The 24,556-nt window shown below is 70.9% G+C and carries 24 protein-coding genes; 10 read left to right on the top strand and 14 right to left on the bottom strand.

The features are described from left to right. Positions 1–57: 57 nt before the first annotated feature. Positions 58–336, bottom strand: coding sequence for a hypothetical protein (locus OHS57_RS33110; RefSeq protein WP_041993747.1), 279 nt, complete (start codon positions 334–336; stop codon positions 58–60). Positions 337–495: 159 nt separating this feature from the next. Between OHS57_RS33110 and OHS57_RS33105 the strand changes: the two genes are divergently transcribed. Continuing rightward, positions 496–960: a type II toxin-antitoxin system PemK/MazF family toxin gene (locus tag OHS57_RS33105; RefSeq protein ID WP_041993744.1), complete on the top strand. Its 465-nt coding sequence runs from the start codon at positions 496–498 to the stop codon at positions 958–960. Here OHS57_RS33105 and OHS57_RS33100 read toward each other — a convergent pair. Next, a complete protein-coding gene (locus OHS57_RS33100) occupies positions 945–1,817 on the bottom strand; it encodes a TIGR02452 family protein (protein ID WP_328584284.1) in 873 nt (290 codons plus the stop codon). The two genes, OHS57_RS33105 and OHS57_RS33100, sit on opposite strands and share 16 nt — an antisense overlap. A gap of 171 nt (positions 1,818–1,988) precedes the next feature. Between OHS57_RS33100 and egtA the strand changes: the two genes are divergently transcribed. Genes egtA through egtD form a run of 4 tightly spaced genes read left to right on the top strand, consistent with a single transcriptional unit; the run spans position 1,989 to position 6,401 of the window. Then, complete coding sequence (egtA, locus tag OHS57_RS33095) at positions 1,989–3,299, top strand: ergothioneine biosynthesis glutamate--cysteine ligase EgtA (protein WP_328584283.1); 1,311 nt, start codon at positions 1,989–1,991, stop codon at positions 3,297–3,299. Beyond that, the gene (egtB, locus tag OHS57_RS33090; protein WP_328584282.1) at positions 3,296–4,687 is read left to right on the top strand and encodes an ergothioneine biosynthesis protein EgtB; all 1,392 of its coding nucleotides are present in this window, start codon (positions 3,296–3,298) and stop codon (positions 4,685–4,687) included. Before egtA ends, egtB begins: the two co-directional genes overlap by 4 nt. Next, the gene (gene egtC / locus OHS57_RS33085; protein ID WP_328584281.1) at positions 4,687–5,442 is read left to right on the top strand and encodes an ergothioneine biosynthesis protein EgtC; all 756 of its coding nucleotides are present in this window, start codon (positions 4,687–4,689) and stop codon (positions 5,440–5,442) included. Before egtB ends, egtC begins: the two co-directional genes overlap by 1 nt. Then, positions 5,439–6,401: an L-histidine N(alpha)-methyltransferase gene (egtD, locus tag OHS57_RS33080; protein WP_041993733.1), complete on the top strand. Its 963-nt coding sequence runs from the start codon at positions 5,439–5,441 to the stop codon at positions 6,399–6,401. The genes egtC and egtD overlap by 4 nt, the downstream gene beginning before the upstream one ends. Here the strand turns inward: egtD and OHS57_RS33075 are convergent. The 8 genes from OHS57_RS33075 to OHS57_RS33040 all read right to left on the bottom strand — a co-directional run bounded on the left by OHS57_RS33075 (position 6,296) and on the right by OHS57_RS33040 (position 15,596). Further along, positions 6,296–7,183 (bottom strand): lysophospholipid acyltransferase family protein, encoded by an 888-nt coding sequence (locus OHS57_RS33075; RefSeq protein WP_041993729.1) that lies wholly within the window; start codon positions 7,181–7,183, stop codon positions 6,296–6,298. The two genes, egtD and OHS57_RS33075, sit on opposite strands and share 106 nt — an antisense overlap. Continuing rightward, a complete protein-coding gene (locus OHS57_RS33070; protein ID WP_328584280.1) occupies positions 7,180–8,016 on the bottom strand; it encodes a GNAT family N-acetyltransferase in 837 nt (278 codons plus the stop codon). The genes OHS57_RS33075 and OHS57_RS33070 overlap by 4 nt, the downstream gene beginning before the upstream one ends. Before the next feature lie 186 nt (positions 8,017–8,202). Continuing rightward, positions 8,203–9,465: an extracellular solute-binding protein gene (locus OHS57_RS33065; protein ID WP_328584279.1), complete on the bottom strand. Its 1,263-nt coding sequence runs from the start codon at positions 9,463–9,465 to the stop codon at positions 8,203–8,205. Positions 9,466–9,664: 199 nt separating this feature from the next. Beyond that, a complete protein-coding gene (locus OHS57_RS33060; RefSeq protein ID WP_041993722.1) occupies positions 9,665–11,098 on the bottom strand; it encodes a cellulose binding domain-containing protein in 1,434 nt (477 codons plus the stop codon). After that, complete coding sequence (locus OHS57_RS33055) at positions 11,095–12,615, bottom strand: beta-N-acetylhexosaminidase (RefSeq protein WP_041993719.1); 1,521 nt, start codon at positions 12,613–12,615, stop codon at positions 11,095–11,097. Before OHS57_RS33055 ends, OHS57_RS33060 begins: the two co-directional genes overlap by 4 nt. Positions 12,616–12,628: 13 nt before the next feature. Then, positions 12,629–13,462 carry a carbohydrate ABC transporter permease gene (locus OHS57_RS33050; protein ID WP_041993716.1) on the bottom strand — a complete coding sequence of 278 codons (834 nt, stop codon included), beginning with the start codon at positions 13,460–13,462 and terminating at the stop codon, positions 12,629–12,631. Then, positions 13,459–14,367, bottom strand: coding sequence for a carbohydrate ABC transporter permease (locus OHS57_RS33045; protein ID WP_107070134.1), 909 nt, complete (start codon positions 14,365–14,367; stop codon positions 13,459–13,461). Before OHS57_RS33045 ends, OHS57_RS33050 begins: the two co-directional genes overlap by 4 nt. Next, entirely contained in the window at positions 14,364–15,596 is a 1,233-nt protein-coding gene (locus OHS57_RS33040) for an extracellular solute-binding protein (protein WP_443043113.1), read from the bottom strand. The genes OHS57_RS33045 and OHS57_RS33040 overlap by 4 nt, the downstream gene beginning before the upstream one ends. On the opposite strand from OHS57_RS33040, the gene OHS57_RS33035 reads away from it, so the two are divergent. Together OHS57_RS33035 and OHS57_RS33030 are read left to right on the top strand one after the other, a co-directional pair. After that, positions 15,481–15,753, top strand: coding sequence for a hypothetical protein (locus OHS57_RS33035; RefSeq protein ID WP_241778696.1), 273 nt, complete (start codon positions 15,481–15,483; stop codon positions 15,751–15,753). The two genes, OHS57_RS33040 and OHS57_RS33035, sit on opposite strands and share 116 nt — an antisense overlap. A 71-nt stretch (positions 15,754–15,824) precedes the next feature. Next, positions 15,825–16,655: a GntR family transcriptional regulator gene (locus OHS57_RS33030; RefSeq protein WP_328584278.1), complete on the top strand. Its 831-nt coding sequence runs from the start codon at positions 15,825–15,827 to the stop codon at positions 16,653–16,655. 46 nt (positions 16,656–16,701) lie between these two features. Here the strand turns inward: OHS57_RS33030 and OHS57_RS33025 are convergent, their stop codons facing one another. Further along, positions 16,702–18,540, bottom strand: a complete 1,839-nt coding sequence (locus OHS57_RS33025; protein ID WP_041993707.1) for an MFS transporter — start codon at positions 18,538–18,540, stop codon at positions 16,702–16,704. Positions 18,541–18,822: 282 nt separating this feature from the next. Between OHS57_RS33025 and OHS57_RS33020 the strand changes: the two genes are divergently transcribed. Together OHS57_RS33020 and OHS57_RS33015 are read left to right on the top strand one after the other, a co-directional pair. Next, positions 18,823–19,038, top strand: a complete 216-nt coding sequence (locus tag OHS57_RS33020; RefSeq protein WP_041993704.1) for a dodecin — start codon at positions 18,823–18,825, stop codon at positions 19,036–19,038. A gap of 49 nt (positions 19,039–19,087) precedes the next feature. After that, positions 19,088–20,098 carry an LLM class flavin-dependent oxidoreductase gene (locus OHS57_RS33015; protein WP_443043112.1) on the top strand — a complete coding sequence of 337 codons (1,011 nt, stop codon included), beginning with the start codon at positions 19,088–19,090 and terminating at the stop codon, positions 20,096–20,098. Positions 20,099–20,125: 27 nt separating this feature from the next. Here OHS57_RS33015 and OHS57_RS33010 read toward each other — a convergent pair whose 3' ends face one another. The 3 genes from OHS57_RS33010 to OHS57_RS33000 are packed head-to-tail and all read right to left on the bottom strand — an operon-like array spanning position 20,126 to position 23,554. Beyond that, positions 20,126–20,872 (bottom strand): succinate dehydrogenase/fumarate reductase iron-sulfur subunit, encoded by a 747-nt coding sequence (locus tag OHS57_RS33010; protein WP_328584276.1) that lies wholly within the window; start codon positions 20,870–20,872, stop codon positions 20,126–20,128. Further along, positions 20,869–22,845, bottom strand: a complete 1,977-nt coding sequence (locus tag OHS57_RS33005; protein ID WP_328584275.1) for a fumarate reductase/succinate dehydrogenase flavoprotein subunit — start codon at positions 22,843–22,845, stop codon at positions 20,869–20,871. The genes OHS57_RS33010 and OHS57_RS33005 overlap by 4 nt, the downstream gene beginning before the upstream one ends. Position 22,846: 1 nt before the next feature. Continuing rightward, positions 22,847–23,554 (bottom strand): succinate dehydrogenase cytochrome b subunit, encoded by a 708-nt coding sequence (locus OHS57_RS33000; protein WP_041997309.1) that lies wholly within the window; start codon positions 23,552–23,554, stop codon positions 22,847–22,849. Positions 23,555–23,636: 82 nt separating this feature from the next. On the opposite strand from OHS57_RS33000, the gene OHS57_RS32995 reads away from it, so the two are divergent. Then, complete coding sequence (locus OHS57_RS32995) at positions 23,637–24,545, top strand: LysR family transcriptional regulator (RefSeq protein WP_328584274.1); 909 nt, start codon at positions 23,637–23,639, stop codon at positions 24,543–24,545. Positions 24,546–24,556 lie beyond the last annotated feature (11 nt).

The raw sequence follows: 24,556 nt of genomic DNA, 5'->3' as shown, positions 1-24,556 counted from the left end.
CGCGAGTCTCCGCCCGCCGACGGGCCACTGTCAACGCGCCTCAAGGACGGTGCGCGATCAGCTGGGGCTCGCGTCCACCACCCGCGCCGACAGGCCGTAGTCCACTTCCTGGCCGTCGATCAGCAGCGCCTCCACCGTGTGGGTCTGCGGGTCGATGTCGGCCTCCATGCCGTTGCCCGCGTAACGGGGGTAGCCGGAAGCGCCGATGTCCCCGGTCGCCTCCACCACGGCCGAGCGCAACGCCTGCGCGTCGTCGGGCGGTCCGTCCGAGCCGTCGGCGTGTTCGGCGTGTTCTGCGACCAACAGGATCTCGAAGCGCTGCGGAACGATAGTCATGCGGGTGACGCTAGCCCCTCCCCCGCCCCGTTCGGCGGGTACGGCGCGCGGACCGGCGCGACGTGGCGTGGGACACGCCCCGGATCGTCCGGCATCGTCCCGGATCGTCGGGGTGACCCGCCCGGCGGCGGGCCGCACACAGGTCCTAACGTCTTGCGGATGACGCCCTTTCCCAGCGCCCAGGACCATGCCGACAGCGACTTCCCGGGCCGCAGCGGCCCCACCGCCACGACAGAGGCCGAGCCCCGCGAGGTGGGTCCGGTACGCACCGAGTACGCGCCCGTCCACGACGGCGATCCCGACCCCGGCGAGATCGTCTGGACCTGGGTGCCTTACGAGGAGAACGACGGACGCGGCAAGGACCGGCCGGTCCTGGTGGTCGCCCGTGAGCCCGGCGGCACGCTGCTCGCCGTCCAGCTCTCCAGCAAGACCCACAACCAGGACCGCGACTGGGTGCCGATCGGGGTCGGCCCCTGGGACCGCGCGGGCCGTGACTCGTGGGTGGCGATCGACCGGGTCATGCGGCTCCACGAGGGAGGCATGCGGCGCGAGGCGTGCGCCCTGGACCGGGGCCGCTTCAACCTCGTCGTGAACCGGCTCAAGGAGCGCTACGGCTGGGCCTGAGCAGCCCCTGAGCTGTGCGGTCCGCGCCGGGTCAGCACGTCCGCCAGCACGTCGCGGAACGCCGACAGCGTCGTACGCGCCGCCGTACGGTCCAGCACCGCGAAGACCGTCTCGTCGAAGTGCCCGGCGAACCGCCCGTCCCCGGTGAGCAGGGCCCGAAAGGTCCCGGCCACCTGGGCGGGGTCGTTCTGGAAGACCCCGCAGCCCCACGCGCCCAGCACGAGCCGCCGGTATCCGCTCTCCGCCGCCGTCTCCAGGACCCGCTCGGCCCTGGAGGCGAGCGCGGCGGGGACGCGGTGGCTCTCGTCGGGGACGCGCCGCGCGATCACCCCCGCGTTCGGCGCGGGCGACGTGAGGAAGCCGGCCCGGAACGGGACGGCGAGCAGCCGGCCCCGGTCGTCGCGGAAGACCGGCACCCCGGGTGAGTGGATCACCCGGTCGGTGTAGAAGGGGCTGCGGTCTTCGCGGTGGTGCGCGTAGAACTCGGGCGCGCGCAGCAGCGTCGCGTACAGCGCCGAGGCGCGGCAGAGCGCTTCCTCCTGGGCCTGCGCGCCGTTCAGATAGCCGCCGCCGGGGTTACGCGCCGAGGCGAAGTTCAGCACGGCCACCGGGCCGGGCGCCGCCGCCGTGAGCCGCGCCGCGGCCTCCAGGCTGCTCTCGTCCGTGACCTCGACGGTCCCCTTTCGGCCACGGTCCAGGACGACCGGGACGGGCTCGGGCCCGTACATCCGGGTGCCGGCGAGCGCGGCGTCGAGCGCCGGGCGTATCAGCACGTCGGAGCCGTCGGGGCCGCGGTAACGGCCGGCCCCGACGATCTCCTCGGTCTCCTTTGCGATCCCCCGCAGTCGCGCACTCATGTGCGGAATCGTGCGTGAGGGATCACCTCCGGGGCAACCGGATTTCTGACGATTCGGTGACTCAAGGGCACTCTTGTGCGAACTGGCGGGAGTGGCCTTAGGTTGGACCGGAGCGCTTCGTCCCGACCCCGGGACGAGGTCGGTCACGGTCTTCGACAGGAGGATCCGGCCATGCCATCCGACCGTTTGATCGACGCGGAACAACCGCTCGGCGAGGACGACGCCGAGGCGCTGTTGCGCGGCATATGTTTCAAGACCGGGCCACCGCGCACCGTCGGTGTGGAACTGGAATGGCTCGTTCACGATCTGCACGACCCGCGCGACCCCGTCCCTGTCCACCGCCTCGAAGCCGCCTTCGACGGCCTGCGGACCCTGCCGCTGACCTCGGCACTGACCTTCGAACCCGGCGGCCAGCTGGAGCTCAGCTCCCAGCCCGCCGCCTCCCTGATGGAGTGCGTCGCCTCCACAGCGGCCGATCTGGATCTCGTCCGTCCGGCGCTGCGTACGGCGGGCCTCGCGCTCACCGGTTACGGACAGGACCCCTGGCACCTCCCGCAGCGCATGCTGCACGCGCCCCGCTACGACGCCATGGAGGCGTATCTCGACCGGATCGGCGCCGCCGGCCGGGCAATGATGCGTACCACCGCGTCCGTCCAGGTGTGCCTGGACGCGGGACATGAGGAGCCGGGACCGCTCGGCTACGCGCGACGCTGGCAGCTGGCCCATCTGCTCGGGGCCGTGCTGGTCGCCGCCTTCGCCAATTCGCCGATGCGTGAGGGCAGACGGACCGGCTGGCGGTCCACCCGGCAGGCGATGTGGACCCAGCTCGACCCGGCCCGCACGGCGGCGCCCTCGCTGCGGCTCGAACCACGGGCCGCCTGGGCGGCGCACGCCCTGGACGCACCGGTGATGTGTGTCCAGACGCCGGAAGGCCCCTGGCACGTGCCGGACGGGGTCTCGTTCCGTGACTGGATCAGATCGGGGCTGCCGCGCCCGCCGCTGCGCGCCGATCTCGACTACCACGTCACCACGCTCTTCCCGCCGGCCAGACCGCGCGGCCATCTGGAGCTGCGGATGATCGACGCGCAGCCGGGTGAGGACGGGTGGCTGGTGCCGCTCGCCGTCACGACCGCGCTGTTCGACGATCCGGAAGCGGCCGAGAGCGTGTACCGCGCCGTCAAGCCGCTGGCCGACACGGCGGGAGCCGGGCCCGCGCCCGGCAACCCGCTGTGGATCAGAGCGGCCCGCGACGGACTCGCGGACCCGGAACTGCACGCGACAGCGGTCACCTGTTTCGCCCTCGCCCAGGAGGCGCTTCCGCGCATCGGGGCCAGTACCGCGATCCAGGAGGCTGTCGCCGCCTTCACCGAACGCTTCGTGCTGCGGGGCCGATGTCCCGCCGACGAGCTGCGCGTCCCCGAACGCGTCACCGACCGCGTCCCGGAACGCGTCTTCGAACCTGAGAAGGATCTCCGCCCATGACCGACCGAACCGCCGGGAGCCCGCAGGCCCCGCGCGCCCCGCAAGCGACCGTCACCGAGATATCCGCCGACTCGGCCGAGGCGCTGCGCCGCCGCGCCGTCGAGTCGCTGACCACCGCACGCGCCCGTACGGCGCTGCTGACCTCCTGCGTCGACGACCACGATCTGACCGCGCAGCACTCGCCGCTGATGTCCCCGCTGGTCTGGGACCTGGCGCACATCGGCAACCAGGAGGAGCAGTGGCTGCTGCGTAACGTCGGCGGCGGGGACGCGCTGCGTCCCGAGATCGACTCCGTCTACGACGCCTTCGAGCACCCGCGCTCCGAGCGGCCCACCCTGCCGCTGCTGGCGCCCGCCGAGGCGCGCGCGTACGCGTCCGACGTACGGGGGCGGGTGCTCGACATCATCGAGCACGCGCCGCTGACCGGGGGCGGCGGCCGGCTGCTGGACGCCGGCTTCGCCTTCGGGATGATCGCGCAGCACGAGCAGCAGCACGACGAGACCATGCTCATCACCCACCAGCTGCGCAAGGGTCCGGCGGCGCTGACCGCGCCCGAGCCGCCCGCCGGTGACGTGACGGGGCTGCCCGCCGAGGTGCTGGTGCCGGCGGGGCGCTTCACGATGGGCACCACGGCGGAGCCGTGGGCGCTGGACAACGAACGCCCGGCGCACCAGCGGCTGGTGCCGGCCTTCTTCATCGACAGCGTGCCGGTCACCAACGGCGACTATCTGCGCTTCGTCGAGGACGGCGGCTACACCGACGAGCGGTGGTGGGCCCCGGAGGGCTGGGCCCAGATCCGCGAGCACGGCATCGGCGCGCCGCAGTTCTGGCGGCGCGAGGCCGACCAGTGGCTGCGCCGCCGCTTCGGCACGGTCGAGCCGGTGCCGATGGACGAGCCGGTGCTGCACGTGAGCTGGTACGAGGCCGACGCGTACGCCCGCTGGGCGGGGCGCAGGTTGCCCAGCGAGGAGGAATGGGAGAAGGCGGCGCGCTGGGACCCGGCCACCGGGCGCTCGCTGCGTTTCCCGTGGGGTGACGAGGAGCCGTCGCAGGAGCACGCCAACCTGGGCCAGCGCCATCTGCGCCCCGCGCCGGTCGGCAGCTATCCGCGCGGCGCCTCACCGCTCGGGGTGCGCCAGCTGATCGGGGACGTCTGGGAGTGGACGTCGAGCGACTTCCTGCCGTACCCGGGCTTCGTGGCGTTCCCGTACCGGGAGTACTCGGAAGTGTTCTTCGGCAGCGCGCACAAGGTGCTGCGCGGCGGCTCGTTCGCGGTGGACTCCGTGGCCTGCCGCGGCACGTTCCGCAACTGGGACCTGCCCGTCAGGCGGCAGATCTTCGCCGGGTTCCGCACCGCGCGGGACGCGGCACCCGGGGAGGGCGCCTGATGTGCCGCCATCTCGCCCGGCTCGGGCCGCCGGCGGCGCTGGGCGAGGTGCTGGTCGCACCCGCCCACGCGCTGTACCGGCAGTCGTGGGAGCCGCGCATGCAGCGGCACGGCACGGTGAACGCCGACGGTTTCGGGGTCGGCTGGTACGCGGAGGGCGATCCGGCGCCGGCCCGCTACCGGCGCGCCGGGCCCATCTGGGCCGACCTCGGCTTCACCGATCTGGCCCGGGTGGTCCGTACGACCGCGCTGCTCGCCGCCGTGCGGGACGCGACGGAGCCGGGCGCCGACGGGGAGGCCGCGGCCGCGCCCTTCGCGTCCGGGCCCTGGCTGTTCAGTCACAACGGGGCGGTCAAGGGCTGGCCGGGGAGTCTGGCGGCGCTAGCCGCCGGGCTGCCCGGCGAAGAGCTGCTGTCCCTGGCCGCCCGTACCGATTCCGCACTCGTGTGGGCGCTGATCCTGCACCGGCTGCGGCGCGGCGACTCGATCGGCGAGGCGCTGGCCGACACCGTGACCGAGGTGGCCGCCGCCGCGCCGGCGTCCCGGCTCAATCTGCTGCTCACCGACGGCGGCACGATCGCGGCGACCGCCTGGGGGGACACCCTCTGGACGCTCACCGGGCCGGACGACGGTGTGGTGGTCGCCTCCGAGCCGTACGACGACGATCCGCGCTGGCGCGGGATCCCCGACCGGACGCTGGTCGTCGCCACCCGTACCGACCTGTCGCTGACCCCCCTCAAGGAGCCCCCCGCGTGAGCCCCTTCCAGCTGACCCGCACCCTGCCCGAGGACGCCACCGACGCCGCGCTGCGCGCCGACGTGCGTGAGGGCCTGACCCGTACGCCCAAGACGCTGCCGCCCAAGTGGTTCTACGACGCGCGCGGCAGCGAACTGTTCGAGGAGATCACCCGGCTGCCCGAGTACTACCCGACCCGCGCGGAGCGGGAGATCCTGCTCGCGAGGGCCGGGGAGATCGCGGCGGCGAGCGGCGCGAGCACCCTGGTCGAGCTGGGTTCGGGCTCGTCGGAGAAGACCCGCCATCTGCTCGACGCGCTGAAGGGACTGCACAGTTATGTCCCGGTCGACGTGAGCGAGAGCGCCCTGACCGGGGCGGCCGAAGCACTCGTCGCCGACCGTCCCGACCTGCGGGTGCACGCGCTGATCGCCGACTTCACCGCCGGTCTCGAACTGCCCGCCACACCGGGGCCACGGCTGGTCGCCTTCCTCGGCGGCACCGTCGGCAATCTGCTGCCCGCCGAACGCGCCCGGTTCCTGGCGTCGGTGCGCGCGCTGCTGGACCCCGGCGACACGCTGCTGCTCGGTACGGACCTGGTGAAGGACGAGTCCACGCTGGTCAGCGCCTACGACGACGCGGCCGGTGTGACGGCGGCCTTCAACAAGAACGTGCTGTCGGTCATGGACCGTGAGCTGGGCGCCGACTTCGACCCCGCCGACTTCGAGCATGTGGCGCGCTGGGACCGGGAGCAGGAGTGGATCGAGATGCGGCTGCGGGCCCGGCGCGCCCTCACCGTGAAGATCCCCGAGCTGGATCTGCTGGTCAGCTTCGAGGCCGGTGAGGAGGTCCGTACGGAGGTGTCGGCGAAGTTCCGTCAGGACGGTGTGCGCGCCGAGCTGGCCGCCGCGGGGATGGAGCTGACGCACTGGTGGACCGATGAGGCGGGACGGTTCGCGCTGTCGCTCGCGACGGTGAGCTGACCGGCGAGGGCGAGCGCGCGGCGGTCGGTGTGCAGACCGGCGGGGATCAGCGGCAGGACCGTGATCTCCGCCGTGAGGCCGCCGGCCGTCGCGATCCGCCACAGCGATGCGGTCAGGGTGTCGTCGCCGACGAAGGCCGGCGCACCGGAGCGGTGTCCTTCGGGCCCCCGGTAGGTGATCCGGACGGGCCGTACGGGCACACCCGCGTCCAGCGCGGCCTGGAACACCGCCGGGGTGAAGCGGCCCCGGCCGCCGCCGCACCAGGTGCACGCCTCGGGGAAGACGATCACCCGTGAGCCGTCGGTGAGCGCCGAAGCGAGGGTGCGTACGGTCGCGGGCAGTGCCCGCAGCCGCTCGCGCTCGACGAAGAGGGTGCCGCCGCGCGCCGCCACCCCGCCCAGGACGGGCCAGTGCCGGATCTCGCTCTTGGCCAGCATCCGGCCCGGCAGGACAGCGGCGATCAGCGGTATGTCGAGCCACGAGATGTGGTTGGCGACCACCAGCACCCCGCTCCCCCGCCCCGGTGTGTCCGGCCGCCCGGCGCCGACGATCCGTACCCGCAGGCCGAATCCCCTGAGCAGGGCGCGCGCCCAGTGCCGGGTGAGCCGGTCACGGGGCGCGGCGCCGAGCGTGGCGACCAGGGGCGCGGCGAGGACCCCCGCGAGCAGGACGGTCAGCCCCGCCAGCACCCGGCCCGCGGCCACCGCCGTACGGGCCACGGGACCGTGGTGCGTGCCGCAGCCCCGCGGGGTGCAGGGCGCGGTGGGCAGCCAGCCGCTCATGCCGCCGGTACGAGCGACAGGAAGTGCCGCAGGTAGCGCGGGTCGGTACGGCGCATCGACAGCAGGACGTAGAGGTCGGCGACGCCGAACTCGGGGTCGTGCGCGGGCGCGCCGCACACCCAGGCGCCGAGCCGCAGATAGCCGCGCAGCAGGGGCGGCAGCTCGGTCCTGGGGGCCGGCCTGCCGGTGTCCTGCGGCGTCCAGGGGCGGAGCGGGGTGACCCGGTACCCCTCGGGGGCGAGGTGCTTGTCGCGTACGGTGCGCCAGGTCGACGCGGCCAGTGTGCCGCCGTCGGCGAGCGGGACCGAACAGCAGCCGGCGAGCCAGGTGTGTCCGCTGCCGGTCATGTAGCGGGCGAGTCCGGCCCAGATGAGGCTGATGACGGCGCCGGTGCGGTGCAGCGGGTGCACGCAGGAGCGGCCGACCTCGACCAGGTCGTCGCGGATCGGGCCGAGCCGGGAGAGGTCGAACTCGCTGTCGGAGTAGAGCCGTCCGGCGTCGCGCGCCCGGTCGGGGGGCAGCAGCCGGTACGTGCCGACGACTTCGCCGCTGCGCTCCTCGCGTACCAGCAGGTGGTCGCAGTACGCGTCGAACGCGTCGCTGTCGTAACCGGGTTCGGAGCTGTCGAGCTTGGCGCCCAGCTCGCCGGCGAAGACCTGGTGGCGCAGCCGCTGGGCGGCGCGTACGTCGGGCAGGTCGCGGGCGAGGGAGACCACGTAGCGCGGTTCGGCGGTGTGCGGGGCGGCGACGAAGGGGGCGGGTGTCGTGGGGACGACGGGGGCGGGTGCGGCGGGTGCGGTGGGGAGGAGCGGGGCGGGGACGGCGGCGGGCATGGGTGTCTCCTGTGCCGGTGGGAAAGGCGGCGACCGGGCCCGCCGCGTGCTGCGGCGGTCCGGCACCTCGTTTCTTCCGTCACCGGCTGGATTTGACATGACCACACGGCGGAAAGCGGATGTGGGACGGCTGAATGCCGGGGGTGGTGCACCGGCGCCTGCGTCCGACCCGGGCGCCCCCGCGGCTCAGCCGGAGGTGAGCGCCGTCGTGATCAGCTCCGACGCCGCCTTGGCGGCCTTCTTCGGGTCCTGTCCCTCCAGCACCTCGGTCATGTACGGCTTGATCGGGTTCTTGGCCTCGACGCTGGCCCACTGCGGCGAGTTGGGGGTCGCCCGGCCGCGCGCCGCGCCCACGGCCATCGCCGCCGTGCTCTCGTCGCCGCTGATGACCCCGGCGAGGGTCGTCTTGTTGGGGACGTAGCTCATGGTCCTCGCGAGGTCCGTCTGCCACTTCTCGCCCGCGAGCGCCTCGACCACATCGGTGGCCGCCGTGCCGTGGTGGGTGTTCTTGGGGACGATCAGGTCGGATCCGCCGGTGAACACGGCGCCCGGCGTGTCGGCGGTCTTGCCGGGGATCGGGAAGAAGCCCAGCTTGCCCTTGAGATGGGGGTTCTTCTCCTCGATGATCCGGGCCGAGCTGGGGGTCGAGATGATCTGGGCGACATCGCCCTTGGCGAAGACGTCGGCCTGCGGCGGTGTGGCCTCGTCGGAGTTCTTCGGCCCGTTGCCCAGGCCCTGCAACTGCTTGTAGAAGGCCATGCCGCGCAGGGCTGCGGGCGTGTCGAGGGTGCCGTGCCAGTTGCTGCTGCCGTCCTCGACGGCCAGCTCGCCGCCCTCGTCCCAGATGAAGCCGGCCAGGCTGTACCAGTCCTGTCCCGCGAGATAGATGCCCTGGGTGTCGGCGGTGTTGAGCGCGGTGGTGTCGGCGATCCATTCGTCGCGGGTCCTGGGCAGCTTGTCGATGCCGGCCGCCTCGAACAGTTCCTTGTTGTAGATCACGATGCGGTTGGCGGCGTACCAGGGGATGCCGTACTGGTCGCCCTCGATACGGCCAGGCTGGGCGAGGCCGGGCAGCCAGTCCTCGCTGCCGAGGTCGCGTACCGACTCCAGGGTGAGCCCCCGCAGGTGCGAGGTCTCGGCGTACTGGGCGACCTGGGTGTTGCCCACCTCGACGACATCCGGCGGGTTCTCGCTGTCCAGCGCTGCCAGGACCTTGTCACCGATCCCGGTCCACTCCTGGATCTTGACGTCGAGGGTGATCTTGGGGTGCGACTTCTCGTACGAGGTCACGAAGCGCTTGAGGAACGCGTCGGACACGCTGTCCTTCATCAGCCAGACCGTGACCGTCGGCGAGTCGTCCTTGCCGCCTCCCCCTGGCAGCGAGCCGCAGCCGCTGAGAGCGACGGCGGACAACAACGCCGCGGAACAGACAAGACAGCGGTTCTTCACGTAGGTCACCTTCTGCGTGATGGCACGGGAGCGTGGCGCAACGAGGAAACCCGACATGGGGGGAGCGAACATTGTTCGCACGGGTGTGCCGATTTTGGTATGGACCAATGGGTCGGTCAAGTCCCGAAACCGGACACCGGGGTGCGGGCGCCCTCCGGCACCCGCACCCCGGCCCTTCGTGAACGTTTCTGACGGTTCGTCAGCCGCCGTTCGGCACCGTGTCCTCGAACGCGGTCCCCGCGCCGCGGTACGCGTTGACCTTGGCGCTGACCTGCGCCGGAGTCAGTACCTGGTCCTTGACGTGCAGGACGTAGTCGACCTTCTGGTCGTAGGCGCGCGGGGTCGTACTGGACTGGCCGCCGAAGTCGATCAGCCACTGGTTGAAGTTGATCGACATGGGCCGCTCGGGGAGGTACTGGGCGTCGTGCGTGCCGAAGAGCTGGCCGTCGATGTAGTACGTGATCGCGTTGTTGTCGATGGTGAGCACCAGGTCGTGCCAGCCGTTGTAGCTCGACCGGCCTTCGGTGTGCTGGTTGACCGCGACCCAGGGGTCGGGGTTGTAGGTCTCCCAGGAGGTGGTGTAGAGGATGTTGGACGACTCGCCCCAGCCGCCGTTGGGGAGGTACTCGAAGTCGTACTCCGCGTAGTCGTCCGCCATCGGTGCCTTGAGGTCGTTGATGGTGAAGAAGGTCTGTACGAGATGGTCGCCGTCAGGACCCGACTTCGGTGTGTCGGCGAACTTGACCCGGGCCGCGTAGGTCCCGTTCTTGAACTTCGTCGCCTGGGTGAGGACTTCGGTCTGCTCGGTGGTGCCGCCCGTGCCGGCGGTCGAGGTCTCCAGATTCATGATCGAGTTCGTCCCCTCCTTGGCGAAGGTGACGTTGTCGGGGGCCCAGGTGGCACCCGGGATGCCGGGTCCGCCGGAGTTGGCGCGCACACTCCAGCCGTGGCCGGCGATCGACGGGTCGGTGTACGAGGTGTAGTTGAAGTCGTCGAAGAGCGTCGCCCCGCCGGTGGGCGGATCGGTCGGCGGGTCGGTGGGCGGGTCCGTGGGGCCCCCGGGGTCGTTGCCCGCGGGGGCGGTGCCCCAGACGAGTGTCCCGCCCACGGTGGCCGTGGCCTTGGTCCAGTCGCCGTACGAGGTCTGTGCGGGACCGTAGGAGTAGTCGTCGCTCTGGTTGAGCGACGCCCAGTTGGAGCGGTAGAAGCGCAGCTGCATGTCGCTGGTGTCGGCGCCGGGCGCGAGGGTGCCCGCGCCCGCCGTGAAGCCGATCTCCAGATAGCGGTCGGCGGTCGCCGTCGGGTGGGCGAGGGTCCCGAAGGTGCCGGTGATGTTGGCGCAGCCCTTGACCGCCCAGGAGCAGGCGAAGGTGTACGAGGCGCCGGCGTCGGCCTTGAAGTAGTAGCGGACCTTGACCGTGCTGAGCGAGAGCGCCGAGCCCGAGGTGTTGACCACCTTGAACCACGGCTCCGCCTGGTCGGACCCGGTGGAGCTCTGGCGGTACTGCACCTTGACCGTGGGCGCCGCCGCCGAGGCGGGCAGGGCGGTGAGGGCGGCGCAGCCGAGGCCGGCCGCCGCGCCGAGCGCGACAGCGGTCCTGAAGCGTGCGGTGGCGGTCTTCCGTCTGTTCATCGACCGGTTTCCTCTCCTGACAGGGATGGTGCGGGGAGGTGGTGCGGGGGGCGGCCGGGCACATGGAGTGCGTCGAGCCGGGTTCGGTGGTGTGCGAGGCGGTCCTGGAACCCCGGCCAGTCGCGGTGTGCGGACCAGGCCGTCTCGGCGAGCGCGCACAGCCGGGGGAAGGCGAGATATTCGGCGTGCGCCTCGGTGGGGACGTACTCGGCCCACAACTGCGCCTGGGTGCCGAGGACATGGGCGGCGGCCTCGGGCTCCCAGCTGGGCGGCGCGGGTTCGAGGGCGTAGACGTCCCGCAGGGTGACGACACCGCCGGGCTGGCCCGGCGGTTCGCCGGGGCGCTCGCTCTGCGGGTAGTCGAGGAAGGTGGACCGGTGCGGGGCCATGATGATGTCCTGGCCGCGCCGTGCGGCGGTGAGTCCGTGCGACTCCTCCAGCCACGGTGCCGCGGTGAAGCCGTCGGGCAGGTCGCTGCCGGTGTCGGTCCAGCCGAGCGGGCGCCGGCCGTTCGCGGCGAGGTGGGCGCCGACGCGGCCGAGCAGCCAGCCGCGCAGGGCTTCCGGGCCCGCGAGCCCTTCGTCCACGACCCTGCGGTGGGCGGCGGGCGACTGCCGCCACTCGACGACGGGGCACTCGTCGCCGCCGAGGTGCACATGGCGCGAGGGGAAGGTGTCCATCACCTCGTCGAGCACGGTGCGGAAGAAGTCGACGACCTCGTCGTGGACGCCGAAGATGTTCTCGCTCACGCCCCAGCGGTCCCAGACGCCGAGCCGGCGTCCGGGTACGTTGCCCAGCTCCGGATAGGCGGCGAGCGCGGCCCGTGCGTGGCCCGGCAGCTCTATCTCCGGTACGACGGTGATGCCGCGCTCCGCCGCGTAGCCGACGAGACCGGTCAGCTCCTGGCGGGTGTAGGCGCCGCCGTGCGGCAGACCGCCGATCTCGGTGAGCTTCGGGTAGCCGGCGACCGGCATCCGCCAGCCCTGGTCGTCCGTCAGATGCAGGTGCAGCACGTTGAGTTTGTGCAGCGCGAGCAGATCGGTGAACCGGTACAGGAAGGAGACGGGCCGGAAGCGTCTGGCGACGTCCAGCATCACACCGCGCCAGGCGAACCGCGGCACGTCGGTGATCTGGACGCAGGGCAGCGTCCACGCGGTGCCGCGTACGGGAGTGTCCGACAGCGCCTGGGGCGGCAGGAGTTGACGGATCGTCTGGATTCCCCGCAGCAGCCCGGCGGGGCGCGCCGCGCGCAGCAGTACGGCGTCGGTGCCGACGGTGAGGCCGTACCCCTCGTCGCCGAGGCCGCCGAGCGCCGGGTCGACGACGAGCACGACACGGCCGTCGTCGGACGCGGGCAGTGGCAGTCCGGTGGCGGGGGCGAGCAGGGTGCGCAGCAGGGTGGCGGCCGCGGTGGCACCGCCGGGCGCCGCGCGTACGGCGGTGTGTGCGTCGAGGGTGAACCGTCCGGGCAGTGTGCCCAGATGGGTGGGGCGTGGGACCAGTGGGGGTGCGGTCATCTCGGTGTTTCCCCTATCCCTTGACGGCGCCGCTGGTCATCCCGGTGGCGACCCGGCCCTGGAGCACCAGGAAGAGGGCCAGCACGGGCAGGGCGAAGAGGGTGGAGGCGGCCATGGTGGCGCCCCAGTCGGTGCCGAACACGTTGGAGAAGGACGACAGCCACACCGGCAGGGTGCGATCGTCCTGGTTCTTGATGATCAGCATGTTGGCGAAGGCGAACTCGTTCCAGGCGGTGATGAAGCCGAAGAGCGAGGTGGCCAGCAGCCCGGGTGCGAGCAGTGGGAGGGTGATCCGGCGGAAGGCGTCGGCGCGGGTGCAGCCGTCGACCTGGGCGGCCTCCTCCAGCTCCACCGGGATGGCGGTGAGGAAGCCGCGCAGTGTGACGATGGTGAAGGGCAGCGTGATCATGAAGTAGATCAGGGTGAGCATGGACAGCTTGTCGAGCATGTCCGTGTCCCTGGCGATGATGTACATCGGGATCAGCAGCGCTTCCCAGGGCGCGACTTGCGCGATGAAGACCATCAGGATGAAGCCCCTGCGGCCCCGCCAGCGCAGCCGGGCGACGGCGAAGGCGGCGCCGAGGGCGACGATCAGCGCGAGGATCACACAACAGCCGGTCACCAGCAGGCTGTTGCGCCAGAACAGCCAGAACCCGTCGGCGTGCACGGCCTTGTCGAAGTGGTCGAGGGTGAGCGAGGTGGGCAGGAAGACGGGGGTCTCGGACTGGATGTCGACGGTCGGCTTGAACGCGGTCAGCACCATCCAGTAGACGGGGAAGACCGAGCAGACGAAGACCAGCAGCGCCACCGCGTTGAGCGGCAGCCGGCGGGTGCGGCGGCGGATCATGCTTCTGCCTCCTGCCGGAACATCTGCCGGAAGTAGACGACGAGGACGGCGACGAGCAGCACCACGGTGATGGTGGAGGCGGCGGCCGACAGGTCGTAGCGGTGCAGGGACTGGGCGACGCGGTAGGCGTAGACGGGCAGGGTGGTCGTGGCGTCGCCGGGGCCGCCCTTGCTGATGGCCCAGATCTGGGCGAAGCAGCGGAAGACCCAGATGACTTCGAGGCACAGCACGAGCCCGAAGAGGGGCCGCAGCATGGGCAGGGTGACGGAGCGGAAGATCCGGGCGGCGCCCGCGCCGTCGATGCGGGCCGACTCGTACAGCTCGGCGGGTACGGTCAGCAGCGCGGCGTGCAGGGTGATGGCGGCGAACGGCACGGACTGCCAGACGACGAGGGTGACCAGGATGGTGAAGGTCGCACTGCCGTCGGCGAACCAGGAGTAGTTCTCGTACGAGTCGAAGCCGAGCTGGACGAGCAGCCAGTTGACCACTCCGAGCCGGGACGCGAACAGCCACTGGAAGACGGTCGTGGTGGCGATGACGGGGCTGGCCCAGGCGAGGACCAGACCGCACATCACCAGCAGCCGCATCCTGCGCCCGAGGTGCTGGAGCAGCAGCGCGACTCCGGTGGCCAGCACCATGATCAGGACGACATTGATCCCGGTCCACCAGAAGGTCCGCCGCACCACCTCCCAGAACTCGTCGTCGTCCAGGATCTCCCGGTAGTTGGCGAGCCCGGCGAACGAGGCGCCGCCCCTGATGAGTTCGCCGAGGCCGTAGTGCTGGAAGGAGATGACCAGGTTGCGGACGAGCGGATACGCGAGGAGGTAGGCGGCGCCGAGCACGGTGGGGGCGATCAGCAGATACGGCCAGAGCGCCCCGCGTACGGCCCTGGGGGCCGCCGTCATGAGCCGAGCGTCTTGGTGATGCTGGTCGAGGCGGTCTTCGCCGCCTCGGCGGGGTCGCTGCCCGTGAGCACCGCCGTCATGTACTGCTTGATCGGGTTGGTGGCCTCGACGGCCGCCCACTGGGGCGAGTTGGGGGTGGCCCGGCCGCGTGCGGCGCCCGCCGCCATCGCGGCCGTACCCGGGTCGCCCTGGACGGCCTTGGCGAGCGAGGTCCTGTTGGGGACGTAACTCATGGTCCTGGCCATGTCCGTCTGCCACTTGTCGCCGGTGAGCGCCTTGACCACCTGGTAGGCGGCGTCGTGGTGGGCCGAGGCCTCGGGGACGACGAGGTCGGAGCCGCCGGTGAAGACGGAGCCGGGGGTGCCGGCCTCCTTGCCCGGTATCGGGAAGAAGCCGATCTTCCCCTTGAGCGCGGGGTTGGTCTCCTCGATGAGCTTGGCCCCGCCGGGGACGGAGATGATCTGGGCGACGTCGCCCTTGGCGAACACCTCGGCCTGCGGCGGTTTGGCCTCGTCGGAGTCCTTGGGCCCCTTGCCGAGCGCCTGGAGGCGCCGGTAGAAGTCCATGCCGGCCAGCGCCTGGGGGGTGTCGAGGGTGCCCTTCCAGCTGCCGCCGGTACGGGTGGCGAGGTCGCCGCCCTCGTCCCAGATGAAGCCGGCCAGGGTGTACCAGTTCTGCCCGGGTAGGTAAATGCCCTGCGTGGCGCCCTTGTTGAGCTTCGCGGTGTCGGCGAGCCAGGCGGCGTGGGTGGTGGGCGGCGCGGTGATGCCGGCCTGGGCGAAGAGGTCCTTGTTGTAGACGACGACCCGGTTCGCCGCGTACCAGGGGATGCCGTACTGCTTGCCGTCGATCTTCCCCGGCCCCGCGAGCCCCGGCAGCCAGTCGGCGCCGGACAGGTCCTCGGTGCGGTCCGTGAGGTCCTCGACGCCGCCGCTGGCCGCGTACTGGGCCACCTGGGTGTTGCCCACCTCCATGACGTCGGGGGCGTCCTTGCTGGCCAGGGCGGCGGTGACCTTCTCGCCTATGCCGTCCCACTCCTGGATCTGGATGTCCAGGTCGATGTCCTTGTGGGTCTTGGCGAAGTCCTGTTCGAAACGGTGGAGGAAGGCGTCGGTGACGCTGTCCTTCATGATCCAGACGGTGAGTTTCTGCGGTCCCGCCGACGTGCCGGAGGACGAACTGCAGGCGCTGAGTGCCAGGGTCGCCGCGAGTGCTGCGGAACCGGCGATGAAGCGGATCTTCACGGACCACCCCAATGGGATACTGACCAATTGGTCAAGTGGTAAAGCGCGTGACCAGAAGGTGGCATGGACCAATGTTGCCGTCAAGACCCTTGAAAACATTGACCTTCGTCGTCACATGGGCGGTACGTGCCGGTTACCATGACACTTACCAGTTGACCAGTTAGGATCGCCGTAGCGCGGCACAGCCCGCCAGAAGCAGGAGAGGTCAAATCCATGGGGAGTGGCTCGTCGGGTGGTGGCGTGCTCAAGCGGGAGCGGGTACGGGAGCATCTGCTCGGCCTGATCGAGGCCGGCAGCCCGGGGGACGCGATCCCGTCCGAACGCACGCTCTGCGCCGAACTCGGTGTGTCGCGGCCCACGTTGCGGATGGCCGTGGACGAACTCGTCGCCACGGGGCAGCTCGTACGGGAACACGGCCGCGGCATGTTCGTCGCGCCCGCCAAGATCACCCAGGAACTCACCTCGGACGACACGGCGTTCGTCGTCCCGCGCGCCTCGGGCGCCTGGTCGAGCCGGATCCTGGAGCGGGCCACGATCCAGGCCGGCGCCAGGATCGGCCGCAAGCTACGCGTGTCGCCGGCCGCCGAGCTGATCTACATCGCCCGGCTGCGGCTGGTCGACGGCGCGCCCATCGCGATCGAGCATCTGCACATCCCCGCCGAGCTGGCCCCCGCGCTCACCCCGCAGGAGCTGGAGGCCGGTGATCTCTACGACCATCTGCGCGAGCACCACCAGCTCTCCGTGCACGAGGCCACCCAGTCGATCGAGCCGACCGTGGTCAACGAGGCGGAGGCGGCCGTGCTGGACGTACCGGTGCTCTCCCCCGCGCTGCTCATCGAGCGGCTGACCCTGGACACCTCGGGCCGGCCCGTGGAGTACGTGCACTCGCTCTACCGCGGCGACCGCTACCGCATCGTCTCGCGGCTGGCGCTCGGCAGCTCCGCCCCGCGCCCCCGTACCGGCGGCCACCACCCGGGCATCCCGCCGGGCGACTTCGCGCACGACGGGATCATCACGTCGTCCACCACGGGAGACGCCTACTGACCCCGGTTGTGCGGGTCAGCAGGCGTCGTCGGGGAAGCCGGTCCGGTCAGTCCTGCGGCTGCCTGGCGGGGGCCGGTCCGTCGCCGCTCACCGGGCCGCCCTCGTCGGGCACGACCAGTTCGGACAGCGTGAGTCCCGACTCGCCGGAGACCGCGGCCAGTTCCGAGCCCAGGGACTCGGGGGCGATCACGGTGTGCTTGCGGCCCAGCGGGCCCGTCAGCAGCGAGGACACGGCGGCGACCACACAGGCGGCCACCGCGAACCAGAAGGCGATGACCAGGCCCTGGTGGAAGGGGCCCGAGATCAGATGCGGGAAGAACTCCTTGCCGGTGACCTTCGCGCCGCCGTCGGGCAGCTTGGACAGCTGGTCCCCCAGCAGCTCCTTGAACGGGTTGTAGCCGAGGAACGCGGCGAACAGCACGGCGATCGGCGGCAGATGGGAGACGTTCTGCGCGACACTCTCCGGCACCCCCTGGGCGAGCAGCCCGTCGTGCATCGCGCTCGGCAGGTTGCTGGACAGGCCGACGATCATCAGGCTGAAGAAGATGCCGATGGACAGCACGGACGACGAGTTCTGGAAGGTCGCCGTCATCCCGGCGCCGACCCCGCGCGACCTGGCGGGCAGCGCGTTCATGATCTCGGCGCGGTTCGGCGAGGAGAACAGCCCCGAGCCGAGGCCGTTGACGAACAGCAGGACCGCGAAGATCCAGTAGTTGAAGTCGGTCGGCAGCTCCATCAGCGCCACGAACCCGGCGCCGGTGATCAGCGCGCCGACGACGGTGAACATCCGGGCCCCGAACCGGTCGGAGAGCCATCCGGAGAGCGGCGCCGACAGCAGGAAGCCGACGGTCAGCGGGATCATGTAGATGCCGGCCCACAGCGGGGTCTTCTCGAAGCTGTAGCCGTGCAGCGGCAGCCAGATCCCCTGGAGCCACATGATCAGCATGAACTGCAGACCACCACGGCCGAGCGCCATCAGCAGGCTGGCGATGTTCCCCGCGGTGAAGGCGCGCAGCTTGAACAGCGAGAGCCGGAAGAGCGGCTCCGCCACCTTCATCTCGATCCAGACGAAGATGCCGAGCACCACGACGCCGCCGATCAGGGCGGCGAGCACCATCGGGTTCAGCCAGCCCATCGTGGACGAGCCGTAGGGCTGGATGCCGTACGTGATGCCGACGAGGACGGCGATCAGGCCGACGGCGAAGGTGATGTTCCCCCACCAGTCCATCTTGGCCTTGAAGCGCGCGCCCGTGTCGTGCAGCTTCATGTACGCCCAGATGGTGCCGAAGATGCCGAACGGCACCGAGACCAGGAAGATCAGCTTCCAGCTGACCGGGGCCAGCACACCGCCGAGGATCAGCCCGATGAACGATCCCGCGATGGCGGCGATGGAGTTGATGCCGAGCGCCGTACCCCGCTGGTGCGTGGGGAAGGCGTCGGTCAGGATCGCCGTGGAGTTGGCGAAGAGCAGCGCGCCGCCGATGCCCTGGGCGATGCGCCAGCCGATCAGCCACAGGGCGCCGGCGCTGCCGTCGAAGTAGGTCAGCGAGAGGGCGATGGAACAGAGGGTGAAGACGGCGAAGCCCATGTTGTACATGCGGACCCGGCCGAACATGTCGCCGAGCCTGCCGAACGTCACGACGAGCACGGCCGTGACGACCATGAAGCCCATCAGCATCCACAGCAGATAGCTGGTGTTCGCCGAGTCCAGCGGATCCAGATGGATACCGCGGAAGATGTCAGGCAGTGCGATCAGGACGATCGACTGGTTGATCATCACCATCAGGACACCGAGAGTGGTGTTCGACAGCGCGATCCATTTGTAGTGCTCTCCTGGGCCGTCGGTCCGCGGTGACTTCGCGGCGCTCTGGTGAGTTATGCCCACAATTGCCCTTGCTCCTTCGCGTACGCCCTGCTCCCGGCCGACCACAGTCGAAGACTGATGGTCTATGCATGCAATCTATCCCTTGCGTGTGACTTACATATGTCCGGGAGATAGGAACATCCGATCGGATGAGGTACGACCGGCAGGGAAGGCCGAATCCGCAGGCCGAATCCATGACGCAGATCACACGACGGTGTCCGCATCGCGGACCGCCGGGGTGTGCGGCACGGTGGAGTGGACACCCGTCACACCCGTACGTCGCGACGAAGTGGAGTACAGCCCATGTCTGAGCACACCTACCGGGTCACCGAGATCGTCGGCACCTCCCCCGAAGGCGTCGACAAGGCCATTCGCAACGGCATCAGCCGCGCGTCGCAGACGCTGCGCGGCCTCGACTGGTTCGAGGTGACGGAGGTACGCGGTCACATCGTCGACGGCGAGGTCGACCACTACCAGGTGGGTCTCAAGGTCGGCTTCCGCCTCGACGACGGCGAGTGACGCCGGGTCCTGGCCCGGCCGGGAATCCCGCCGGGCCGGGAGCGTTGAACTGAGGGTGAGTATCACGGCCGGCATCCCGTTCTCCGTACTGGACCGCTCCCGGACCCGGCAGGGCCGGGACGGTCCTCGGGTGCTGCGCGACACCGTGCGGTTCGCCGGGCGGATCGAGGAGCTGGGCTACCACCGCTTCTGGGTCTCCGAGCACCACAGCGTGCCGGGCGTCGCCGGGTCGGCGCCCACCGTGCTCGCCGCGGCCGTTGCGGCGGCGACCGGCACCATCCGGGTCGGCACCGGCGGGGTGATGCTGCCCAACCACCAGCCACTCGTCGTCGCCGAGCAGTTCGGGGTGCTGGAGTCGCTGTTCCCCGGCCGGATCGACATGGGCCTGGGCCGGTCCGTCGGGTTCACCGACGGGATACGCAAGGCGCTGGGCCGGGACAAGCAGGACGCGGACGACTTCCCCCGGCAGCTCGCCGAGCTGCTGGGCTATTTCACCGGTGAGCAGGGCGCCCATCCGCAGGTGCACGCCCATCCGGCCGAGGGCCTGCGGGTGCCCGCGTTCGTGCTGGCCACGGGGAAGGGCGCCCAGGTGGCCGCCGAGGCCGGGCTGCCGCTGGTCATCGCCGCCGTACGGGGCGAGGACGCCATGGTCCGGGCGATCGAGGGGTACCGCGAGCGGTTCCGGCCCTCGGCCTGGGGCGAGCGGCCCTACGTGGTCGTCTCGGGCACCGTGGCGGTCGGCGCCACCACGGAGGAGGCCCGCAGGCTGCTGCTGCCCGAGGCGTGGTCCACGGCCTACTCCCGCACCCATGGCGCGTTCCCGCCGCTCGTCCCCGTCGACACGGTCCTGGACACCCCGATGACCGCGCGGGAGCGCACGCTGTTCGAGGAGGCGCGGGACGGCCAGCTGTACGGCACGGCCGACGAGGTGTCCGCCGCACTCGACAAGCTGCTGGCGCGCACCCGGGCCGACGAGTTCCTGGTCACGACCAGCACGTACGACGGGGACGCGCTCCTCGACTCGTACCGCCGGCTGGCGGAGCTGCGCGGACTGCGTTAGCGGGCGGCCCGCGTCGGCACGCGGGCGTCAGCGGGCGACCTTGCGGTTGGCGCGCAGCCACTCCTTGTTCATCGACGTGATCGACATCAGCGGGATGCCCTTGGGGCAGGCCGTGGCGCATTCGCCGGCCAGGGTGCAGCCGCCGAAGCCCTCGTCGTCCATGGTCGCGACCATGTCGAGCACCCGGGTCTCGCGCTCGGGCGCGCCCTGCGGCAGCACGTTGAGGTGGTTGATCTTCGCCGAGGTGAAGAGCATCGCCGAGCCGTTGGGGCAGGCGGCCACACACGCGCCGCAGCCGATGCACTCGGCGTGCTCGAAGGCGAAGTCCGCGTCCGGCTTGGGCACTTGCGTGGCGTGTGCCTCGGGGGCCGCGCCGGTGGGCGCGGTGATGTAACCGCCGGAGCCGATGATCCGGTCGAAGGCCGAGCGGTCCACCACGAGGTCCTTGACGACGGGGAAGGCCCCGGCCCGCCACGGTTCGACGTCGATGGTGTCGCCGTCCTTGAAGTGGCGCATGTGCAGCTGGCAGGTGGTGGTGCGCTCGGGGCCGTGGGTGTCGCCGTTGATGACGACACCGCAGGCGCCGCAGATGCCCTCGCGGCAGTCGTGGTCGAAGGCGACCGGCTGGTCGCCCTTGAGGATGAGTTCCTCGTTGAGGGTGTCGAGCATCTCCAGGAACGACATGTCCTCGGAGATGCCGTCGATGGCGTAGGTGACCATCGCGCCGGGCGCCGCCGCGTCGCGCTGACGCCAGACGCGCAGGGTGAGCTTCATGCGTAGCTCCGCTGAGTGGGGTGGACGTACTCGAAGACGAGGTCTTCCTTGTGCAGGACGGGTGCGACGCCGGTGCCGTGGTACTCCCAGGCGGCCGCGTACGAGAACTCCTCGTCGCGGCGGGCCGCTTCACCGCCCTCGGTCTGTGACTCCTCGCGGAAGTGGCCGCCGCAGGACTCGGCGCGGTGCAGCGCGTCGAGGCAGATCAGCTCGGCCAGTTCCAGGTAGTCGACGATGCGGTTGGCCTTCTCCAGCGACTGGTTCAGCTCCTCGCCGGTGCCCGGCACCTTGATCCGGCGCCAGAACTCCTCGCGGATCTGCGGGATCCGGTCGAGCGCCTTGCGCAGCCCGTCCTCCGTGCGGGCCATCCCGCAGTACTCCCAGAGGAGTTCGCCGATCTCCTTGTGGAAGGAGTCGGGGGTGCGGTCGCCGTCGACGGCGAGCAGCAGCCGCAGCCGGTCCTCGGTGTCGGCGACGGCCTCCTCGACGGCCGGGTGCGTGTGGTCGACGGGGTCGAGGTGCGGGTTGCGCGCCAGGTAGTCGTTGAGCGTCGCGGGCAGGACGAAGTAGCCGTCGGCGAGGCCCTGCATCAGCGCGGAGGCGCCGAGCCGGTTGGCGCCGTGGTCGGAGAAGTTGGCCTCGCCGATCGCGAACAGCCCCGGCAGGGTGGTCTGCAGGTCGTAGTCGACCCACAGGCCGCCCATCGTGTAGTGGATCGCCGGGTAGATGCGCATGGGCACCTCGTACGGGTCCTCTGCGGTGATCCGCTCGTACATCTCGAAGAGGTTGCCGTACTTCTCCTCGACGGCCTTGCGGCCGAGCCGGCCGATGGCGTCGGCGAAGTCGAGGTACACGCCCTGGGCACCGGGACCGACGCCGCGGCCCTCGTCGCAGACGTTCTTCGCGGCACGTGAGGCGATGTCGCGCGGGACGAGGTTGCCGAAGGACGGGTAGATCCGCTCCAGGTAGTAGTCGCGCTCGTCCTCGGGGATCTCGGCGGGCGGCCGGGCGTCGCCGCGCGCCTTCGGCACCCAGATCCGGCCGTCGTTGCGCAGCGACTCGCTCATCAGGGTCAGCTTGGACTGGTGCTCGCCTGAGCGCGGGATGCAGGTGGGGTGGATCTGGGTGAAGCAGGGGTTGGCGAAGTAGGCGCCGCGCCGGTGGGCCCGCCAGACCGCGGTCGCGTTGCTGTTCTTGGCGTTGGTCGAGAGGTAGAAGACATTGCCGTAGCCGCCGGAGGCGAGCACCACGGCGTCGGCGAAGTACGTGGAGACCTTGCCGGTGATCAGGTCGCGGGCGACGATGCCCCTGGCCCGGCCGTCCACGACGATCAGGTCGAGCATCTCGGTGCGCGGATGCATCTCGACCCCGCCGGCGGCGATCTGCCGGGACAGTGCCTGGTAGGCGCCGAGGAGCAGTTGCTGGCCTGTCTGACCGCGCGCGTAGAACGTACGCGAGACCTGGACGCCGCCGAACGAGCGGGTGTCGAGGAGGCCGCCGTACTCACGCGCGAAGGGCACGCCCTGGGCGACGCACTGGTCGATGATCTCGACGGATACCTCGGCGAGCCGGTGCACGTTGGACTCACGGGAGCGGAAGTCGCCGCCCTTGACGGTGTCGTAGAACAGCCGCTGGATGGAGTCCCCGTCGTTGCGGTAGTTCTTGGCGGCGTTGATGCCGCCCTGCGCGGCGATGGAGTGGGCCCGGCGCGGGGAGTCCTGGTAGCAGAACTGGACGACGTGGTAGCCCTGTTCGGCGAGAGTGGCGCCGGCGGCGCCACCGGCCAGCCCGGTGCCGACGACGATCACGGTGTGCTTGCGGCGGTTGGCGGGGTTGACCAGCTTGGCCTCGAAGCGGCGCCGGTTCCAGCGCTCGGCGACCGGGCCTTCGGGGGCCTTGGTGTCCGCGACGGGCTCTCCGGTGGTGTACTCGGTGAAGTCGTTGGGTTCGTTCGGTTCGCTCGGTGCGTTCATTTCAGTTCACCAGTCCGGTCATGACGGAGACGGGCACGACGATGAAGCCCGCGGTCAGCACCAGCGCCAGCAGGTTGGCCGTGGCCTTGAGTACGCGCTCCCTGGTGGGACTGCCGACGCCGAGCGTCTGCGCCGCGCTCCAGAAGCCGTGCTGGATGTGCAGCCCGAGGGCGAGCATCGCGACGATGTAGATGACGTCGTTCCACCAGCGGGAGAAGGTGTCCACGACGTTCTCGTACGGGTGGCCCTCCTGGAAGCCGCCCGAGTGCACGGTCCCGGTCGTCAGGTCGAGGATGTGCCAGACGATGAACAGGGCCAGGATGATCCCGCCCCAGCGCATGGTGCGGGTCGCGTAGCTCGTGCGCTGCCGCTTGTGCGCGTACTTCACCGGCCGCGCCGCGAGGTCGCGGCGGCTGAGCTGGTAGGCGCAGACGCCGTGCAGGACGACGGCGGCGACGAGTCCCACGCGGACGATCCACAGGGCCCAGGAGTAGTGCAGCAGCGGCTCGCCCATGGTCCGCAGCCAGTGCGCGTAGCTGTTGAAGCTGTCGAGGCCGAAGAAGATCTTGAGGTTGCCGTACATGTGGACGACCAGGTAGCCGAGCATGACAAGCCCGCTCACCGCCATGATCGTCTTCTTGCCGACCGTCGATCCCCACAGGGTGCGGGGCAGGGACGGCCGTTTGTCCGTCCGCGTTGCCAGAGCCATGTGCATGACGCTAGAGGCCACGGCTCAAGAGGTCCAAGACATGGTGCGGCTCATGTCGATAGGCGGGGCCTATCATGTCATCGTGCAGTTCCATCAGCTTCACTACTTCGTGGCCGTCGCGGAGACCCGGCACTTCACGCGCGCGGCCGAGCGGGTCCATGTGGCACAGCCCTCGCTGTCCCAGCAGATCAAGTCGCTGGAGAACGAGCTGGGGGCCGAGCTGTTCAGCCGCGCGCGCGGCAACGTCTCCCTCACCGAGGCGGGCGAGGCGCTCCTCCCGCTGGCCCGGCGGATCCTCGCCGACGCGGAGACCGCGCGGCACGAGGTGCAGGAGCTGGTCCAGCTGCGGCGCGGCCGGGTCAGGCTCGGCGCGCCGCCCAGCCTGTGCACAGGCCTGCTGCCCGAGGTGCTGCGCACCTTCCACGACCTGCACCCCGGTATCGAGCTGCTGATCGAGGAGAGCGGCTCGCACGACCTGGTACGTGACCTGGCGCGCGGCGCGCTCGATCTGGCGCTGGTGGTGCTGCCGCTGCCGACGCCCTCACCGGCGCTGAGCACCGTCGAACTGCTCCAGGAGGACCTGGTCGTGGTCTCGTCGGCGGCGAGCCCGGCGCCGCGGCGGCCGGTCAGGATCGCCGATCTGCAGGGCCAGCCGCTGGTGATGTTCCGGCACGGCTACGACCTGCGCGAGCTGACCGTCGCCGCCTGCCGGGCGGCGGGGTTCGAGCCGGCGTTCACCGTCGAGGGCGGCGAGATGGACGCCGTCCTGGGCTTCGTACGGGCGGGCCTCGGGGTCGCCGTCGTACCGAGCATGGTCGCGGCCCGCGCGGGCCGCGACCTGCGCGTCACCGCGCTGGCGAGGCCGGGCCTGCGCCGTACGATCGCGCTGGCGCGCCGTACGGACGTGGCACCGCCACGCGCCGCCAGGGAACTGCAGCGCGTGCTCCTGTCCACCCAGGCCGCCCGGCCCGCCGGGAACCCGGAGTCCTAGGGCCTGTCGTT

Origin of the sequence: Streptomyces sp. NBC_00370 (assembly GCF_036084755.1) — a bacterium.
GTDB lineage: Bacteria > Actinomycetota > Actinomycetes > Streptomycetales > Streptomycetaceae > Streptomyces.
This window is presented reverse-complemented; position numbering and strand designations above follow the sequence as displayed.